Annotated in this window: 12 protein-coding genes; 9 read left to right on the top strand and 3 right to left on the bottom strand. The window is 58.1% G+C overall.

The features are described 5' to 3' along the window. Positions 1 to 357 precede the first annotated feature (357 nt). From ACP90_RS13485 to aat, 5 genes are all read left to right on the top strand, one after another. A complete protein-coding gene (locus ACP90_RS13485) occupies positions 358 to 1,665 on the top strand; it encodes a M48 family metalloprotease (RefSeq protein WP_082809924.1) in 1,308 nt (435 codons plus the stop codon). A 58-nt stretch (positions 1,666 to 1,723) separates the two neighbouring features. Continuing rightward, on the top strand, positions 1,724 to 2,527 hold the full coding sequence (locus ACP90_RS13480) for a DsbA family protein (protein WP_022998399.1): 804 nt from the start codon (positions 1,724 to 1,726) through the stop codon (positions 2,525 to 2,527). A 321-nt stretch (positions 2,528 to 2,848) separates the two neighbouring features. Next, positions 2,849 to 3,319 carry an acetyl-CoA carboxylase biotin carboxyl carrier protein gene (gene accB, locus ACP90_RS13475; RefSeq protein WP_031268390.1) on the top strand — a complete coding sequence of 157 codons (471 nt, stop codon included), beginning with the start codon at positions 2,849 to 2,851 and terminating at the stop codon, positions 3,317 to 3,319. Positions 3,320 to 3,334: 15 nt separating this feature from the next. Continuing rightward, the gene (gene accC, locus ACP90_RS13470; protein ID WP_062488640.1) at positions 3,335 to 4,681 is read left to right on the top strand and encodes an acetyl-CoA carboxylase biotin carboxylase subunit; all 1,347 of its coding nucleotides are present in this window, start codon (positions 3,335 to 3,337) and stop codon (positions 4,679 to 4,681) included. A gap of 141 nt (positions 4,682 to 4,822) precedes the next feature. Continuing rightward, complete coding sequence (gene aat / locus ACP90_RS13465) at positions 4,823 to 5,503, top strand: leucyl/phenylalanyl-tRNA--protein transferase (RefSeq protein WP_022998396.1); 681 nt, start codon at positions 4,823 to 4,825, stop codon at positions 5,501 to 5,503. A gap of 246 nt (positions 5,504 to 5,749) precedes the next feature. On the opposite strand, the gene ACP90_RS13460 is transcribed toward aat, so the two are convergent. Continuing rightward, a complete protein-coding gene (locus ACP90_RS13460; protein WP_022998394.1) occupies positions 5,750 to 6,136 on the bottom strand; it encodes an NADH:ubiquinone oxidoreductase subunit NDUFA12 in 387 nt (128 codons plus the stop codon). A gap of 205 nt (positions 6,137 to 6,341) precedes the next feature. After that, the gene (locus ACP90_RS13455) at positions 6,342 to 7,052 is read right to left on the bottom strand and encodes a response regulator (RefSeq protein WP_208993526.1); all 711 of its coding nucleotides are present in this window, start codon (positions 7,050 to 7,052) and stop codon (positions 6,342 to 6,344) included. Between the two features lie 641 nt (positions 7,053 to 7,693). Between ACP90_RS13455 and ACP90_RS13450 the strand changes: the two genes are divergently transcribed. Next, a complete protein-coding gene (locus ACP90_RS13450) occupies positions 7,694 to 11,377 on the top strand; it encodes a vitamin B12-dependent ribonucleotide reductase (RefSeq protein ID WP_022998392.1) in 3,684 nt (1,227 codons plus the stop codon). 561 nt (positions 11,378 to 11,938) lie between these two features. Beyond that, positions 11,939 to 13,465: a M20 family peptidase gene (locus ACP90_RS13445; protein WP_062488639.1), complete on the top strand. Its 1,527-nt coding sequence runs from the start codon at positions 11,939 to 11,941 to the stop codon at positions 13,463 to 13,465. Positions 13,466 to 13,921: 456 nt separating this feature from the next. Here the strand turns inward: ACP90_RS13445 and ACP90_RS13440 are convergent, their stop codons facing one another. Continuing rightward, positions 13,922 to 14,905 carry a transporter gene (locus tag ACP90_RS13440; RefSeq protein WP_286145758.1) on the bottom strand — a complete coding sequence of 328 codons (984 nt, stop codon included), beginning with the start codon at positions 14,903 to 14,905 and terminating at the stop codon, positions 13,922 to 13,924. 496 nt (positions 14,906 to 15,401) lie between these two features. Here ACP90_RS13440 and ACP90_RS13435 point away from each other — a divergent pair, with 496 nt between their 5' ends. Next, positions 15,402 to 16,937, top strand: a complete 1,536-nt coding sequence (locus ACP90_RS13435; RefSeq protein WP_062488637.1) for an arylsulfatase — start codon at positions 15,402 to 15,404, stop codon at positions 16,935 to 16,937. 322 nt (positions 16,938 to 17,259) lie between these two features. Further along, positions 17,260 to 17,841: a dienelactone hydrolase family protein gene (locus ACP90_RS13430; protein ID WP_062488636.1), complete on the top strand. Its 582-nt coding sequence runs from the start codon at positions 17,260 to 17,262 to the stop codon at positions 17,839 to 17,841. Positions 17,842 to 17,861: the final 20 nt, after the last annotated feature.

Here is a 17,861-nt window from a genome sequence, read left to right as displayed (position 1 = left end):
ATCCGGCTGAGAAACTGGCTTCACCCTATCGCGGATTTTTCCATCCGATGCAACGCGTGCGACCAGTTGAAACTTTTGGGCTGTTCCGGCACGACAACGGCCCGGCACCTTACCTTTTTGTCATGCCGGCTTCCTTGACCCGCATCGCACACCTCCATACCTTCGCCACACATCCATGTCCCAGGATAACATCTGAGCAAAGATGAGCCTGGAAAGCGTTCCGGTCCGGATTGGAGTTTTGCACCTGTGCCTGGTTCCGCCATTTTGAAAATCGATTTTCCTCGCAGCCTTGCGCGTAAAGCGGTCGCACTTGCCTGTGCAAGCGCCCTCGCCCTGCCTCTTGTTTCGGTACCAGCGATGGCACAGGGGCGCAGCCTGCCGCTCGTGCGCGATGCAGAAACGGAACATCTTCTGAAGGACTATGCGACGCCGATCTTCAAGGCTGCCGGCATTTCCAATTCAGAACCGGAAATCATTCTGGTCAACGACAAGAGCTTCAACGCTTTCGTTCCCGACAGCCGCAGGATGTTCATCAACATCGGTGTCATCATGGAATCGGAAACACCCGGTGAAGTGATTGGCGTGATTGCCCATGAATCGGGCCACATCGCCGGTCGTCATCTCGTGCGCCTGCGTGCCGCTGCCGCCAATGCCCAGATCATCTCTGTCATCGGCATGATTCTCGGTGCGGGGGCCGCGGCAGCCGGTGCGGCCTCCGGGTCCGGTGAGGTTGCTTCGGGCGGTGGCGCTGTGATCATGGGCTCGGGATCCGTCGGCCAGCGGTCGTTCCTGTCCTATCAGCGCGGCGAAGAAGCCGCAGCCGACCGGGCCGCACTCAAATACCTGAGTGCCACCGGACAAAGTCCGCGCGGCCTGCTGAAGACCTTCGAGCGCATGTCGGAACAGCAGATGTTCACCCGCAAATACGCCGACCCTTATGCCCAGAGCCACCCGATGGCACAGGACCGCTACAACAGTCTGGCGACCGACGCGCAGAAATCGAAATACTTCAACCAGCCGGAAGACTATGTACTGCAATACAGGCACGACATGGTGCGGGCCAAGCTGTTCGCCTTCACCAGCCATCCGTCCGCCACGTTGCGAGCCTATCCGCGCAGCGACAAAAGCCCTCAGGCACAATACGCACGCGCTATTGCCGCAATGAAGAGCCGGGGAAAAGGCGCGGTCAAGGAGATAGACGCCCTGATCCGCACGCAGCCGAACAACCCCTATTATTACGAGCTCAAGGGGCAGGCCCTGATCGAAGGTGGCGATCCCAAAGGCGCGATCGCGCCCTTCCGCAAGGCTCTGTCGTTCAAACCAACCGAACCGCAGTTCCTCACCTGGCTCGGGTATGCGCTGGTTGCTTCGAATGACAAGTCCAATCTGCCGGAGGCAGAACGCATCTTGAAGGAGGCAATCCAGCGGGACCAGAACTCGGGCGTTGCCTACAGTCAGCTGGCCATTGCCCACGGCCGCCAGGACGAGCGTGCGGAAGCTGATTTGGCAACTGCGAAAGGCCTGATGGTAAGTGGCGATTTCCAGGCTGCGAAACGCTACGCGGCGCGTGCTCAAAAAAGTTTGAAGAGAGGAACGCCGGCATGGCTTCAAGCGGACGACATTGTAGCGTACAACCCACCTAATCTGCCTAACAACGGCCGCTGATATCTCAGACACATATGGGTGCCGTTCGAACGAAAGACGGTTACCTGAGGAGCCTTGAATGACCGACACTTCCCCGAAGATCCAGATCCTGAAGACCGGGTCGCTCTGCCCGCCGATGCTGCTGCGCGTTCTGTCGGCTTGCGCGCTTGCGCTTACCCTGCTGGCTGGCCCGGTTGCCGCTCAGGATCTGAACCGTGGTGAGATTGAAAAAATCGTGCGGGAATACCTGCTTGAGCATCCTGAAGTGATTGCCGAAGCGCTGACCGAACTCGATCGCCGTGAAAAGGAAGCTGCCGAAGTTGCGCGCGTAGAAGCCCTCAACGAAAGCGCCGACGTTCTTTTCAATTCGTCGCGGCAGGTGGTGCTGGGCAATCCGGAAGGGTCTGTCACCCTGGTCGAGTTCTTCGATTATAACTGCGGCTACTGCAAGCGCGCGCACGGCGACATGGTCAAGCTGATCGATGAAAACCCCGACCTCAAAGTCGTCCTGAAGGAATTCCCGGTTCTCGGCCAGGGCTCTGTCGAAGCTGCCCAGGTGGCTGTCGCGGTCAACTCTGTGGCGCCAGAGAAATACGGCGAATTCCATGAAAAACTGCTTCTGAGCCGCGGCCAGGCGAACCGGGCCAGCGCCCTCGCGGCAGCGACGTCCGTCGGCATTTCGGAAGACGATCTCCTGGCGTCCATGAAAACGGACGAAGCCGGCCAGACGATTGAAGAAGTCTACTCCCTGGCCAACCGTCTCGGCTTGACCGGCACTCCGTCCTATGTGGTCGGCAACGACGTGGTCATGGGCGCGGTCGGTTATGAGGAACTGAGCCAGAAGCTCGACGCGCTGCAGAATTGCGGCCAGACCACTTGCTGAACCTGTGAGCCGAAACAGTGTTTCGGCGTTCACTTGCCTGTTGGAAACCCCCATTCCTCATGTCAGTGAGAAATCGGGGGTTTTCCTGTTCCAATTGAATCCCTATAAGAAGCGTGGCTCGCCTCCAGGAAGAGACGGGCCGAAGATCTTTGTCCGCCCAACAACGGCGGAGCAAGAGCGTGGTTGCGGCCCCGGCCTTACGGACCCTGATCGAGTTGCAGGGCTGGATATTTCGGGTCTGACCCCATCCCGGTATGGAGCGGTCGCCCGGCGAGCCGGCCAGCTGCGTGTCTTGCGGACCGAGTATGAGAGCCAAACATGATGCGTAATGATAACAAGAAATTCGACACGGCCCTGATCCGGGACCTCGCCGTTCTCCTGGATGAGACAAATCTCTCGGAAATCGAACTGGAACAGGGTGACACGCGCATTCGCGTGGCCCGTCAGATGACGATCAGCGCACCGGTGAACGTTGCAGCACCTATGGCCGCACCGACAGCACCGGCCGCAGCGGCTTCCCCGGCAGCAGCAGCGCCTGCCGCCGAACCGGCCCACGCCGGCACGACCGTAACCTCGCCAATGGTCGGCACGGCCTATCTCGCCGCCGAACCGGGCGCACCGGCCTTCATTCAGGTTGGCGACAAGGTAGTGGAAGGCCAGACGATCCTGATCATCGAAGCCATGAAAACCATGAACCACATTCCTGCCACCAAGGCGGGCACCGTCAAGCAGATCCTTGTGGACGACGCTCAGCCGGTGGAATTCGGCGAACCGCTTATTATCGTCGAATAAGGAGCCGTTGTGGCCATGTTCTCCAAGATTCTCATTGCCAACCGCGGCGAGATCGCCCTGCGCATCCTGCGCGCTTGTAAAGAGCTCGGCATCTCCACCGTTGCGGTTCACTCCACCGCTGATGCGGATGCGATGCATGTGCGCCTGGCAGACGAAAGCGTCTGCATTGGCCCGCCTGCCGCGCGCGACAGCTACCTGAACATCCCGCAGCTTCTTGCGGCTTGTGAAATCACCGGAGCGGATGCTGTCCACCCGGGTTACGGCTTCCTGTCGGAAAACGCCCGTTTCGCGGAAATCCTTGAAGCACACGGTATCGAATTCATCGGCCCGACCGCTGAACACATTCGCATCATGGGTGACAAGATCCAGGCCAAGCAGACGGCCAAGGAGCTTGGCATCCCGGTTGTTCCTGGCTCCGACGGTGCCGTGACGGCTGGTGACGACGCCCACGCGATCGCCCGCGAGATCGGCTATCCGGTTCTGGTAAAGGCAGCTGCAGGTGGCGGTGGCCGCGGCATGAAGGTTGCCCGCACCGAAGCCGAGCTTGATACTGCCCTGTCCACTGCACGTTCCGAAGCAAAAGCTGCCTTCGGCGACGACGCGCTCTACATGGAAAAATATCTCGGCAAGCCTCGGCATATCGAGATCCAGGTACTGGGCGATGGCAAGGGCAATGCGGTTCACCTCGGTGAACGTGACTGCTCGCTGCAGCGCCGCCACCAGAAGGTGCTCGAAGAAGCTCCCTCCCCGAGCCTCAATGCCAGCCAGCGCAAGGAAATCGGCGAGATCGTCGCTGCTGCCATGCGCAAGCTGAAGTATCGCGGCGTCGGCACGGTGGAATTCCTCTATGAGAACGGCGAGTTCTATTTCATTGAAATGAACACCCGTCTGCAGGTTGAACACCCAGTTACGGAGATGATCACCGGCATCGACCTCGTCAACGAGCAGATCCGCATCGCCGCAGGTGGATCGCTGGATATGACCCAGGACGACATCACGTTCGAAGGTCACGCCATCGAATGCCGCATCAACGCGGAAGATCCGGTCAACTTCACGCCGTCACCAGGCACAATCACCTACTACCACCCGCCGGGCGGTCTGGGTGTTCGCGTCGACAGCGGTGTCTATCAGGGCTACAAGATCCCGCCTTATTATGACAGTCTGATCGGCAAGCTGATCGTTCATGGCCGTAACCGAGTGGAATGCATGATGCGTCTGCGTCGTTGCCTGGACGAATTTGTGGTTGACGAAATCAAGTCGACTATTCCGCTTTTCCGCGATCTGGTGGAAAATCAGGACATAGCGAACGGTCAGTACGACATCCACTGGCTGGAACAATATCTGGCGAAGAAGTCCAGCTGACCGGATCCTGGGACGAGTGCCGGGAGCATCGCGTGTTCCAAGGAATGCGCATGAGGTGCTCCGGCACTCCGGCCGATCAGATTTTGGGTGCTCAAGTCGACACCTGCTGATCTGCTCATCCCGTCTGGTAAGTGAGGCCTCATGGCTGGTTACAAAGACGACATCATCATGGAAATCACACCGCAGGTGCTGTTGAAAGCCTATGCCTGCGGCCTGTTTCCGATGGCAGAATCTGCCGACGACCCCGGCCTCTTCTGGCTGGAGCCAGAGCGTCGCGGCATCCTTCCCCTCAACAACTTTCACCTGCCTCGCCGCCTGCGCCGGACGATTCGCAACGACGTGTTCGAGGTGCGGGTCAGCACGGATTTTCAGGGCGTTATCGATGGCTGTGCCGAGCCCATGCCCGGACGCCAGAAAACCTGGATCAACCGGGAGATCAGGCGCCTCTACGGCGAGCTTTTCGACATGGGCTATTGCCACACCATTGAAGCCTGGCAGGATGGCGAACTTGTCGGAGGGCTTTACGGTGTCAGCCTGAACGGCGCCTTTTTCGGCGAGAGCATGTTCACTTTCCGCACCGACGCTTCCAAGGTATGCCTTGCGCATCTGGTTGCCCGGCTGATCGTCGGCGGCTATTCCCTGCTCGATACTCAGTTCGTAACCGAGCACCTCAGCAAGTTCGGCACCGAGGAAGTTCCTCAAGCTGCCTATAACGAACTGCTCAGCGAAGCTCTGAAGCTGGAAACCGATTTCTACGCCCTGTCACCGCAAGCCAGTGGTGAGGAGGTTTTGGCGGTGCTCGATAGTTGGTACGAGCGTTAGTTTTGCGCTCAGGCGTCACGCGATTTTTGACACTTCTCGTTTCAATGGGCCTCACTGCTTCACCGTTCGCCATCGCAGGGTGCAACCCTGCAATTTTAGCTGCGTCATCGACAACCATCTAGCCCGTACAAGACCTGACAGTCAGGTCCTCTTGGCAGAGTCATGGACGTCCAAGAAGTATGGACGAACAAAAAAGCCCCGCAATTGCGGGGCTATTTCATTCCTGATTTTCGCAATGCGCGGTTATCAGCTGCCCGGGGTCCAGGCTTCATAATCGCCGGTCACATCCGGGCGTTTTTCCGGGGTCAGGATGGAACCGTGCGGCCGGTAAGCGGCCGGAGTGCCCGTCGGATTGGCCTTGTGACCCTGCTGCCAATGTTTGGCGTGATAGGTTTCTTCGGACGGCGGCGTATCAACGCGGTGATGCATCCAGCCGTGCCAGCCCGCGGGAATGGCAGAGGCTTCGGCAAGACCGTTATAGATCACCCAGCGCTTCTTGCCTGCGCGTTCCTTGTAGTACTTGTTACCGAACTCATCCTCACCGACAAACTCACCCTTGCGCCACGTGAAGAAGCGGGTGCCCATTGTCTGGCTGTTCCACCAGGTGAACAATTCTAGCAGCAGAGTTTTCATGGCCCTTTGAAGGTCCCTTGATTGCAAGTCGGAAACATCCGTTGCCCCGCCAACATGACAGGACGGAATTTCGCGGACTATGGCGACAACGGCCGCATCTGTCCAGACTTGGCAGCCAGAAAAGAACGGGATTTTGCGCCTGCGGGCCGATTGCGGCAGTCACGCCCGGTGCACACCGCACCCATGTGGTCACAAACAGACTGCTTCAGTGAAGTTTCAAACCCTTGAAGGGTGCAAAGCCGGCATTGCGGATATGTTTGGCAGCGGCGGAATGCTGTTTGGGAGGCGCTTCCTTCTTCACACCGGCGAAGACCTTTTCCGGCTCTTCTTCCTTGGTGTCGAATGCCGCCTCAACGGCTCCTTCCACTTCCGCACGCTTTTGCGTGGCAACGCGGTGGTGCAGCCGGGCTCCGGCAAGCGACTGCATCTTTTCCGCCTGTTCATCCATGGCCTTTTGAATGCCATAGATATTGTAGAAGCCGGAGTTCTCCAGGATCATCGGCCGGTCGTCTGCAAGAAGCCACTTGAGGCGCTTGAAAAGCGTCGACGGCGAAACCGGCTTGACCAGCACATGGTGCGCACCTGCCCGCAAGGCCTTGTCGACCAGCGGTCGCGTGCCATGTGCCGTAATGAAGAGAATCGGCACATAACAAAGCGGCTCCATGTGGCGATGCCGCACCAGACGCAGGAACTGGTAGCCGGATGTCGGCGCCATGCGCCAGTCCGTGAGAATCACGTTGGGTGGTTCGGCGAGACTTGCCTCGAGCGCTTCGTCGACCGAATCGAACACCCGCACGCGCGCAACCTTGAAGCTGAGCAATATCGACCGGAGAATCGTCTGCATCGGCTTGCTGTCCTCGACGACGACAGCATCGATGTCCTCCATCGCTAGTCCGAATGCGGCGTGATGTTTCATGAATTGCGGACCTTTTTCCCTATCCCGTCATCATGAAACCAGACCCGGCTTAAACCCGGTTGAAATCGATCACCGCCATTTTCTTCAAATTTTCATAAAATGCGGTCTATCGTCATCCACAGGGTCTTGTGCCTTCCTGGCGGGCACTCCTTCGCCGGGAAAGCAAGCGCTAAATCCCTTGCTAAAACGCTGTCCCCGCTCCGTTCCCCATTATCCACACGACCACACAAGATTTTGCGTTTGCCCACAATCCAGGCACTAGCTGTTGTCACTCGGTCCTTGACCTTAAGAATTCGTTTACATTAGTTTCTCATCATTGCGATGTGCGTAGTCGGGTGCCTATCCGGGCGCTCCGGTCATCCAAAACCATCAGTATCCAAGAGTACCGCTCCAGGTCTTTGACCCCAAAGCCGGGAGACGGGTTTTGTTGTGCCGACTTCAAGGCGCATGTCGTGACAAACCTGTTGATGACCACTATATATAGTGGATAGAAACACAAGATACGCTACATACAGGCTCGAAGCCTGTAACTTGCAGGGCGGCATTCGAGAACAGAGGCAGGCGGCCACGCCAGTTCGGATGCAATGCGGTCAAGCCCGGTTCGGGGGAACCGGCTGTAATCTAAAAGGGGACTTGAGAAGATGCGGATCGAGCGGCGCTACACCAAGGAAGGTCAATCGCCTTACGCCAGCGTAGAATTCCGGAACGCTACCAGCGAAATCCGGAATCCTGATGGATCCATCGTGTTCCGTCTGGAGAACATTCAGGTCCCGACCCAGTTTTCACAGGTCGCGTCCGACATTCTGGCTCAGAAGTATTTCCGCAAGGCCGGCGTGCCCGCCAAGCTGAAGGCCGTAGAAGAAAACACCGTTCCGTCCTGGCTGTGGCGCCATGAGGCCGATGAGGCCGCACTGGCAGACCTGCCAGAGGACGAGCGCTACGGCTCTGAAATTGACGGTCGGCAGGTCTTTGATCGTCTAGCTGGAACCTGGACCTACTGGGGCTGGAAGGGCGGTTATTTCGACAAGGAATCCGACGCTCAGGCTTTCTACGACGAACTGCGTTACATGCTGGCGACCCAGAAGGTGGCGCCGAACTCTCCGCAGTGGTTCAACACCGGCCTGCATTGGGCCTACGGCATCGACGGCCCGGGCCAGGGTCACTTCTATGTCGACTTCCAGACCGGCAAGCTCGTCAAGTCCAAGAGCGCCTATGAGCATCCGCAGCCGCATGCCTGCTTCATCCAGTCCGTCGGCGACGACCTGGTGAACGAAGGCGGCATCATGGACCTTTGGGTCCGTGAAGCGCGCCTGTTCAAATACGGCTCCGGCACCGGCTCCAACTTCTCCCACGTGCGTGCAGAAGGCGAGCGCCTGTCCGGTGGTGGAAAGTCCTCCGGCCTGATGAGCTTCCTGAAGATCGGCGACCGGGCAGCCGGCGCGATCAAGTCCGGCGGCACCACCCGCCGCGCGGCCAAGATGGTCGTTGTCGATGTCGACCATCCGGATATCGAGGAATACATCAACTGGAAGGTCAAGGAAGAGCAGAAGGTGGCCGCGCTCGTCACCGGCTCCAAGATCTGCCAGAAGCACCTCGGCGCAATCATGCGCGCCTGCGTCAACTGCGAGGCGGACAACGGCGACTGCTTCGATCCGGCCAAGAACCCGGCGCTGAAGCGTGAAATCCGCGCAGCCAAGAAGATGATGGTGCCGGAAAACTACATCCAGCGCGTCATCCAGTTTGCAAAGCAGGGCTTCACCAAGATCGAATTCCCGACGTTCAACACGGACTGGGATTCCGAAGCCTATCTGACGGTTGCCGGACAGAACTCCAACAACTCGGTGCGTGTGACCGACGGCTTCCTGAACGCCGTTGTTGACGACAGCACCTGGGACCTGACCGCCCGCCGCTCCGGTGACGTTCTGAAGACCGTCAAGGCCAAGGAACTTTGGGAACAGATCGGCTATGCCGCCTGGGCTTCCGCTGATCCGGGCCTGCAGTACCACACCACGATCAACGACTGGCACACCTGCCTTGCCGATGGCGAAATCCGTGCATCCAACCCGTGCTCGGAATACATGTTCCTGGACGACACGGCCTGTAACCTGGCGTCCCTGAACCTGATGCAGTTCCGCCGGGAAGACCGGTCCTTCGACATCGACAACTACGAACATGCCGTCCGCCTGTGGACCATCGTTCTGGAAGTCTCGGTGCTGATGGCTCAGTTCCCGTCCAAGGAAATTGCAGAACTGTCCTACAAGTTCCGGACCCTCGGTCTCGGCTATGCCAACATCGGCGGCCTGCTGATGACCTCCGGCATTCCGTACGACAGCGACGAAGGCCGTGCACTTTGCGGCGCCCTCACCGCGGTCATGACTGGTGTTGCCTATGCCACTTCCGCTGAAATGGCAGGTGAACTCGGCGCCTTCCCTGGCTACAAGAAAAACGCAAGCCACATGCTGCGTGTCATGCGCAACCACCGCCGCGCCGCCTACGGCGAAGCGGACGGCTACGAAGGCCTCAACACGGCTCCGGTTGCTCTTGACCACGTATCCTGCCCGGATCAGGTGATCGTCGAGCGGGCCAAGAAGGCCTGGGATCGTGCCCTTGAGCTTGGCGAGAAGAACGGCTACCGCAACGCCCAGTCCACCGTTATTGCCCCGACCGGAACCATCGGTCTGGTCATGGACTGCGACACCACCGGTATCGAGCCTGACTTTGCGCTGGTGAAGTTCAAGAAGCTGGCCGGCGGCGGCTACTTCAAGATCATCAACCGCGCTGTTCCTGAAGCCTTGCGCAAGCTCGGTTACACCGAAAGCGAGATTGGCGAGATCGAAGCCTACGCCGTTGGCCATGGTTCCATCGATCAGGCACCGGGCGTCAACCCGTCCGCGCTGAAGACCAAGGGTTTCACCGACGAGAGCCTGACCAAGCTGAAAGACGGCATGAAGTCGGCCTTTGACATCAAGTTCGTCTTCAACCGCTGGACCCTCGGCGACGAGCAGATGAAGGCCCTCGGCGTTACCGACGAGCAGCTGGAAGATCCGGAATTCGATCTCCTGACCTTCCTCGGCTACTCCAAGGCTGACATCGAAGCCGCCAACACCCACGTGTGTGGTGCGATGACCCTGGAAGGGGCACCGTTCCTGAAGGAAGAGCATTATCCGGTCTTCGACTGCGCCAACCCGTGCGGCCGTATCGGCAAACGCTTTCTGTCGGTGGAAAGCCACATCCGCATGATGGCAGCGGCCCAGCCGTTCATCTCCGGCGCGATCTCCAAGACGATCAACATGCCGAACGATGCGACGGTGGAGGACTGCAAGGAAGCCTACATGCTGTCCTGGAAACTCGCGCTCAAGGCGAATGCCCTTTACCGCGACGGTTCCAAACTGTCCCAGCCGCTCAACGCCCAGCTACTGGCCGATGAGGACGAAGACGAGGACGAGGCCCTCGAGGCTCTGGCCGCCAAGCCGATGGCTGCAAAGGCCGAAGTGGTTGCCGAACGCATCGTCGAGCGGATCGTCGAACGCGTTGTCCGCGAACAGGAAAAACTGCCGACCCGCCGCAAGGGCTATACCCAGAAGGCAAAGATCGGTGGTCACACCATCTTCCTGCGCACCGGCGAATATGACGATGGCCGCCTTGGCGAAATCTTCCTCGACATGAACAAGGAAGGTTCGGCTCTCCGGGCATTCATCAACAACTTCGCGATCTCGGTTTCGCTTGGTCTGCAATACGGTGTGCCGCTCGAGGAATATGTCGACGCGTTCACCTTCACCAAGTTCGAACCGGCCGGCATGGTCCAGGGCAACGATGCGATCAAGAACGCCACGTCGATCCTCGACTACGTGTTCCGCGAACTGGCAGTATCCTACCTCGGTCGTCACGACCTTGCCCACGTCCCGCCGGAAGCCTTCAGCGGCCCGGTCAGCGCTGGCGCGGTCAAGACCATGGACAAGGGCAGCTCAGGCGGTGTGGTTTCCCACGGCCTCGTCCGCGGCCAGACCGAGCGGTTCCGTCTCGTCGCCGGCAACGAGCCTTCCGGCGAGATCACCGAAGCGGTGAAAGTGGAACTGGGCACAACAATCGCCGCCCAGACCTCCGCCGTCGCAACGGCTTTCGCCCGCGGCTCGGAAGCAGCTGCCGCTGTCGAAGTGACCTCGGCCCCTGCCCCACAGGTGAAAACCGCGGCTCAGCAGATCGCCCAGGCCCGAATGAAGGGTTACGAAGGCGAGAGCTGCTCGGAATGCGGCAACTTCACCATGGTGCGCAACGGCACCTGCCTGAAGTGCGACACCTGCGGCTCCACCAGCGGCTGCAGCTGACGATCAACAGACTTCTGGCCGGCACCGGCCGGAAGTCTGAATTCGATCGCACACAAAGCTTAGCCGGGAGTTCGCCCAGGCTGGTTCCCACTGGCCACAGCGCGGCTCCCGGCGCCCAGACGAAAGAACCCGCCCATCGGAAACGATCGGGCGGGTTTTCTTTTTGTCAGCACCGGTTTCCGCCATTCCATGCCACGGTTCTCGATACCATCGGCATTCGAAGGGCCGCTGACAGACCATGAGCGAGTAGCCAAAGAGAATCCCGCAAAAAGAGCCGGTTTCCAGGGTGACGATCGCAGGTTCGAGTAGTGCTTCCCCATCGTCGCTTTTTGGCAAATTTGCAAAACAGACCACCTGATTGATCAAGATTAATTACCAAGCCCGAAAAATGGGTGCAAAATGAATGCAACTTCTCGCTAACCGGGAGACGGTCGAGAACAATAATTGGCCTGATCGCAGATCCGATGAAAATCTCATCCTGATCATGAAGGAAGGCAAGATTTACAAGAACACGATCAACCAGGATCGGTTCTTGTCGAACGAGCACGCCAGGAGACCAACATGAAGTGCCCCACCAGATATGCGGCCGGCTTTTCACTCGTGGCGTCCATTGCCTTCGGCGCAACTGCCTTGGCGGAAGAGCCGCAGGATTTCTCTTCCAAGCAAATGAAAGGCGTCGAGCAGATTTCCATCGACGTCGACCTCGATGGCGCGGTGGAGCGACTATCCAAGGCCGTGCAGTTTCCGACGATCTCGAACCAGGACCGGGACGACTTCGACACCAAGGCGTTTGAGGACTATCACGCGTTCCTTGTCGAGGCCTATCCGGAGGTACACAAGGTCTTGAAACGAGAAATCCTCGGTGATCCGCGTCCCTACAGCCTGCTTTACACCTGGCAAGGCAAGAACCCGGATCTGGAGCCAGCCCTCTTCTACGCCCATCAGGATGTGGTGCCAGTGCCGGCGGACTCGCGAGATCAGTGGGAACAAGATCCTTTCTCCGGGGCAGTTGCAGACGGATACATCTGGGGACGTGGTGTCCTTGACGACAAGAACCAGATTCACGGCATTCTTGAAGCCGCTGAAATGAAGATCAAGGAAGGCTGGCAGCCGGAACGGACGATTTATTTCGTCTTTGGCCAGGATGAGGAAGTCGGCGGCCCGGAAGGGGCCAGATTTATTGCGGAGACCCTGGAAAAACGCGGCATCAAGCGATTTGCCTTCGTCATGGATGAGTCAGCTCCGCTGGTGCCCGGTCTGTTCCCCGGACTTCCAGACAATACGGCGCTGATCGGCATAGCGCAAAAGGGCTACGTCAGCCTTGAACTGGCGATGCATGGGGTCGGAGGTCATTCATCGCAGCCGCCCGAGGAATCGAATATCGGCATTCTCGCAAAGGCGATCACCAAGCTGGAAGCCGCGCAGTTTCCCTACCGCATTCATCCTGCGCTGCGTCATCAGTATCGTTACCTCGGGCCTGAACTGGATGAAGCCTATCAGCCGCTTTATGCAGCCGTTGCCTTCGGCAAGGACGGCGAAATGACCGATCTCGAAAAGCAGTTTGTCGAGGTCATGGCCGGCGATCAGGTCACCCGGGCCATGATGCATACGACAATCGCCGTCAGCATGTTCAATGCCGGCATCAAGGATAACGTTCTGCCACCTTCAGCGACGGCAGTCGTGAATTTTCGCCCCATGCCCGGCGACACGCCCGAGGTCATCATCCAGCACGTAAAGGATGCCATCGGCGACGACCGCATAACCATTCGGGACATCTCCGCCTCGACACCTGCAACCGCCATGGCTGACCCCGAAGGCCCCGGCTACAAGGCACTGGAAAAGACCATTCGCCAGATCTGGGGCAATGATCTCGTCGTGGCGCCGTTCTTCGTGATCGGCGGCTCGGATTCAAAACACTTCCAGGCCCGGCCGTTCGCTCCGGACGTTTTTACCATCACCGGCATCCAGCTTGAAAACACGAAGGAATTTGAAGGTTTCCATGGCGTCAATGAGCGCATCAGGGTCGATGAATACGGCAAGACCATCGGCTTCTTCTACCAGATGATGGACAATCTGGACGACCTGTGAAATCGGGCCCAGCATTGTTTGGCAGAACTGCAGGGACAACGGTAAAGATAGTACCAAATAAGCCTTTTCGGAAACGCGGGCATCCAGCGGGCGAACACAAGGGGCAAATACCGATCTCAATACCGCCTTTTTGACCGGGGCGTTCGTCTTCGAGCTGAAGGATTGCCTAGCAAAATTGCTTTCGGCAACGCGTCGGGCGACTTGCGTTCAAACGCTTTTTACGACCGAAACCAGAAACAACCAATAGATGTTCCTCGGCCTCTGTAGAAGTTGGTTTGGATAGATCTTTGAAAGCTCTGGCTTCTTTTGGAAATCGACTGCGCAATCCTGAAGTTATCCCTCTGCAAAGACGGATCTGGTTTTGCGCCGCTCGCCTGTCTTGAAAAAGGCCACATGTACATGTGACTTGAGGTCTTCATGGCCTGCTGAACAAGATAAAAATTTGCCCAGTCAGCGCTAGTGTTTCATGCTTAGCGGGATCGTCAGGGTGAGATAGGCCGACGTCCCTTCCAGACGATTTTCCGCAGCGAACTCCCGGTAAACCTTCACGCGTGTCGAGACCGGTGTCTGGCCGAGCTGGAAATTGTAGCCCGCCGTGCCGCCAAATGCGGCAACGCGTCCCTCGAAATCGCCGAGCCTGGCGCCGGATCCGCTGTCGGCTGTAATCTGGTCGTAGTAATAGCCGACCAGCCCCGCCGAGAACTGGGGTGAAAAGGTTTTGGTGAGCGCCCCTTCGAAGTGAAATTCCGTTCCGGTGGTGTAGTTCGTGGCCGGGTTTTCGCCGTTGAAAGTGAAACCGGCAACACCGGAAACCTCCCAGCCGCTTTTGGGATCGAACCAGGTTACGCCACCGTTGATGTCGAGCCCCCAACGGTTGAAGGCAACGTTGGCAATCTCGCCTTTCTGGTAGTCCCCCACCGGCACATTGACGAGGAAACCCGTCGTCCAGTGCCAATTGCCGTTGTGCCAGCCCAGCGAGGCGCCAACCACTGGGTCACCAATCGTGAACACCGTATCGCTGACAGACGCTCCGAGAATTCCGCCGGCATCAAGTGAAGCATCGACGGATTGTCCACCCCAGGGAACCGTCGCCTGCAAGGCAAGGCTGCCCCCAAGTACGCTTGTCGGCACAACCCACAAGCCAGTTGCGAGATCGATATAGGCGGTCGCGTCGACATTGCCGATAACCCTGCCGCCAACAGGCAGGTCACGGCTCGCCCCGGCAGACCCGGAATAGAAATAGACGTCATTTTGAAAGTAGACACCCGGCCCGGGCAGCACCGCTGCAAATGGCCCCTTCGACCCAAGTAGATAGAACCCGACACCGCTCTCAGCCGAGTTCGCCAACTGCGGTGTGCCTGCTAGACACATCAGGCCTAACAGGGACACCTTCAAGGCGAGTGCCTGCCTGCGTGCTTTTCCGGTGCTTGTCTCACTCACGTCCGCCTCTCCTGCCTCAAAAGTCGCTACGGGTATGCTGCTTGACCCCGAGTGTCGAATTCAACTTGCTTGCGCGCTTACCACCCCTGTTACAGATGGTTCTGTGCACGAAGGCAGATTTCCATCCCTTACTCGCCGCCTGCCTGGCCACCGTTTTCAAAACAAGTTGCCAGAAACCCGAAGAAAAAAGAGCAACTTCAATTTGGTGGCGAAGCTCCAGTATGCAATTTTTCCGGGATATTTTCCAGCAGCGAATTGGGCTTCGCTGTGCGCGTTACATCAATGCTCCCTAATCTGTCTGGTCGGTGCAACTTTGGAAGTCATTGCCACTATATCCCGAAATCAGCAGCTCGGCTTCCGGCTGCACATAACCGCCTCATTCGGACACTCAAGTTAACTCACACCCAAAGTTTGCATGCGGAATTTTTGCAATCCATTTGACGTATGGGATCATTAGGCTGTTTGATGGACATAGCATTCGTGAAGGAGCCGTGTGATGTTGAAGTATATTGCGGCAGCGGCACTTGCTGCCTGCCTGGCCCCGGTAGCTGCCACAGCCCAGGAACCAGACAAGCCAAATATTCTCGTCATCTGGGGGGATGACGTCGGGATGTGGAACATCTCGGCATACCACCGAGGCATGATGGCAGGCGAAACGCCGAATATCGACAGGATCGCAAACGAAGGCATGCTCTTCATGGATCATTATGCCCAGGCGTCCTGTACCGCAGGCCGGGCGGCCTTCATCACGGGCCAGTACCCGCTTAGGGTCGGCCTGTCCACCGTCGGTCTCCCAGGTGCGCCGCAAGGACTTTCGACCGAAGATCCGACATTGGCCGAGATGCTCAAACCCCTGGGGTACCGCACCGGACAATTCGGAAAGAACCATCTTGGTGACCGGGACGAACATCTACCCACCAACCACGGGTTCGATGAATTCTTCGGGATCCTCTACCACCTGAACGCCGGGGAATATATCGAGCAAGTGGATTATCCGGCACAGGCTTTCGAAGATGCGAACCTGGCACAGCGAGGCATCATTCACAGCTTTGCAAAAGCAGATGGTGGTCAGGAGATCGAGGATCTCGGGCCCTTCGGCCAGGAAGTTCAGCGCAACCTGGACCAGGACGTGCTTGAAGAAAGCAAGCGCTTCATTACGGAGGCTGTCTCTGCCAACGAGCCGTTCTTCGTCTGGCACAACACCACCCGCATGCACTATCGCACCAACCTGAACGACCATTATGACGGCATCACCGGCACCGGCAATGTTTATGCCGACGGTATGGTGGAACTGGACGACGACGTGGGTGAGCTTCTGAACCTGCTGGACGAACTCGGCGTCGCCGACAATACGATGGTGATGTTCTCCACCGACAACGGTGCGGCGTCCAATTCCTGGCCCGACGGCGGCAACCAGCCTTTCCGGGGGGAAAAGGGCGTGGGCGGTTATGAAGGCGGCTTCAAGGTGCCCATGGCAGTGCGCTGGCCCGGAGTAACGCCGGCAGGAACCACCACCGGCGAACTTATGACCATGGAGGACTGGATCCCGACCATCATGTCTCAACTGGGTCAGCCCGACATCAAGGAACAGCTGCTGGCAGGTGCGGACATTGGCGGCAAGACATTCAAGGTTCATCTGGACGGCTATGACCAGACCCCGTTGCTGACCCAAACCGGGCCTTCCAACCGGATGGAGTTCTTCTATTTCACTGAAACCACTTTCCACGGCCTGCGCTTCGGGGAATGGAAGTTCCTGTTCACCAGCCAAGACCGTTGGTTCAACGGCAACCAATACGAAATGACCTCCCCGTTGATCACGCGCCTCGATCTCGATCCCTTTGAACGGTTCCACGACGCCCGGGGATTTGACGAATGGCAGGAGAACAGGTCCTGGGCCATCGGTCCAGCACTCGGCCTGGTGAACAAGTTTGTTGCCTCCTTCGAGGAATTCCCGCCGCGGATTGCCAGTTTCTCCACGTCTGTTGAGGACATGTCGAAGCGGATTATGAACGCTGCACCGCCACCGCAGTAAGCCTAAGCAAGCGGCGGATCTTCAATTCCACGAATACAGCCTTCCGGACTACAAAGTCCGGAAGGCAAAAACGCGAGGCAACAGGCGCGGCGCGCGAAGAGCACCGGGAGGTCTGACAACCCGAAATGAAAATAGAGATCGCTCAACCTCCTTCCTGCCCGCGCGCAGTACCACGTGTTACCACTCTCGCTGCCAATCAGCTTCGGAAAGCCAGAAGTCCGTCCGACGTATAGGCGTCCCCGGAGGCGGATCGCACTTTGCATGGCCCCACCGATGACATGATGCCTTGCTGCGTGATATTTTCCACTTCTGGAGGAGCCAGATGTCTGAGGTTCTGCTGTTTCACCATGCGCTTGGCTTGACTTCCGGGGTGCTGAAGTTTGCAGACGATCTGCGACAGGCCGGCCACAAAGTGCACACGCCGGATTTGTTCGAGGGTAATACGTTCAACAGCATCGAGAAGGGCCTCGCCTTCATCGAGGAAACCGGCTTTGACGAAATGCGTGAACGCGGTGTCCGTCTGGCAGATGAACTCCCCCACGATCTCGTCTACGCGGGTTTCTCGTTTGGTGTGCTACCGGCGCAGAAGCTAGCTCAAACCCGGCCTGGAGCACGGGCTGCCTTGCTGATCCACTCCTGCCTGCCGATCAGCGGTGACTGGTCTTTTGGGCCCTGGCCTAACGGCGTCCCTGTTCAAATTCACGCAATGGACAATGATCCTTTTTTCGTCGGCGAGGGTGACATCGATGCCGCGCGCGCGATCGTCGAAACGGCAGAGGATGCGGCTCTTTTTCTCTATCCCGGAGAGGAGCACTATTTCGCTGACAGCTCGCTACCATCGTTTGATGCAGAAGCGTCTGCCCTGCTCACCCGGCGGGTCATTGAATTCCTGCAACGCGTCTAAGGAAACCAGGAGGCCAAACT

Origin of the sequence: Labrenzia sp. CP4 (assembly GCF_001579905.1) — a bacterium.
In the GTDB taxonomy this organism is placed as follows: Bacteria; Pseudomonadota; Alphaproteobacteria; order Rhizobiales; family Stappiaceae; genus Roseibium; species Roseibium algicola.
This window is presented reverse-complemented; position numbering and strand designations above follow the sequence as displayed.

Bases quoted from the DNA above. Each gene is read 5' to 3' on its own strand.
- ACP90_RS13485 (WP_082809924.1), top strand. From the start codon at position 358: ATGGCACAGGGGCGCAGCCTGCCGCTCGTGCGCGATGCAGAAACGGAA.
- ACP90_RS13480 (WP_022998399.1), top strand. From the start codon at position 1,724: ATGACCGACACTTCCCCGAAGATCCAGATCCTGAAGACCGGGTCGCTC.
- accB (WP_031268390.1), top strand. From the start codon at position 2,849: ATGCGTAATGATAACAAGAAATTCGACACGGCCCTGATCCGGGACCTC.
- accC (WP_062488640.1), top strand. From the start codon at position 3,335: ATGTTCTCCAAGATTCTCATTGCCAACCGCGGCGAGATCGCCCTGCGC.
- aat (WP_022998396.1), top strand. From the start codon at position 4,823: ATGGCTGGTTACAAAGACGACATCATCATGGAAATCACACCGCAGGTG.
- ACP90_RS13460 (WP_022998394.1), bottom strand. From the start codon at position 6,136: ATGAAAACTCTGCTGCTAGAATTGTTCACCTGGTGGAACAGCCAGACA.
- ACP90_RS13455 (WP_208993526.1), bottom strand. From the start codon at position 7,052: ATGAAACATCACGCCGCATTCGGACTAGCGATGGAGGACATCGATGCT.
- ACP90_RS13450 (WP_022998392.1), top strand. From the start codon at position 7,694: ATGCGGATCGAGCGGCGCTACACCAAGGAAGGTCAATCGCCTTACGCC.
- ACP90_RS13445 (WP_062488639.1), top strand. From the start codon at position 11,939: ATGAAGTGCCCCACCAGATATGCGGCCGGCTTTTCACTCGTGGCGTCC.
- ACP90_RS13435 (WP_062488637.1), top strand. From the start codon at position 15,402: ATGTTGAAGTATATTGCGGCAGCGGCACTTGCTGCCTGCCTGGCCCCG.
- ACP90_RS13430 (WP_062488636.1), top strand. From the start codon at position 17,260: ATGTCTGAGGTTCTGCTGTTTCACCATGCGCTTGGCTTGACTTCCGGG.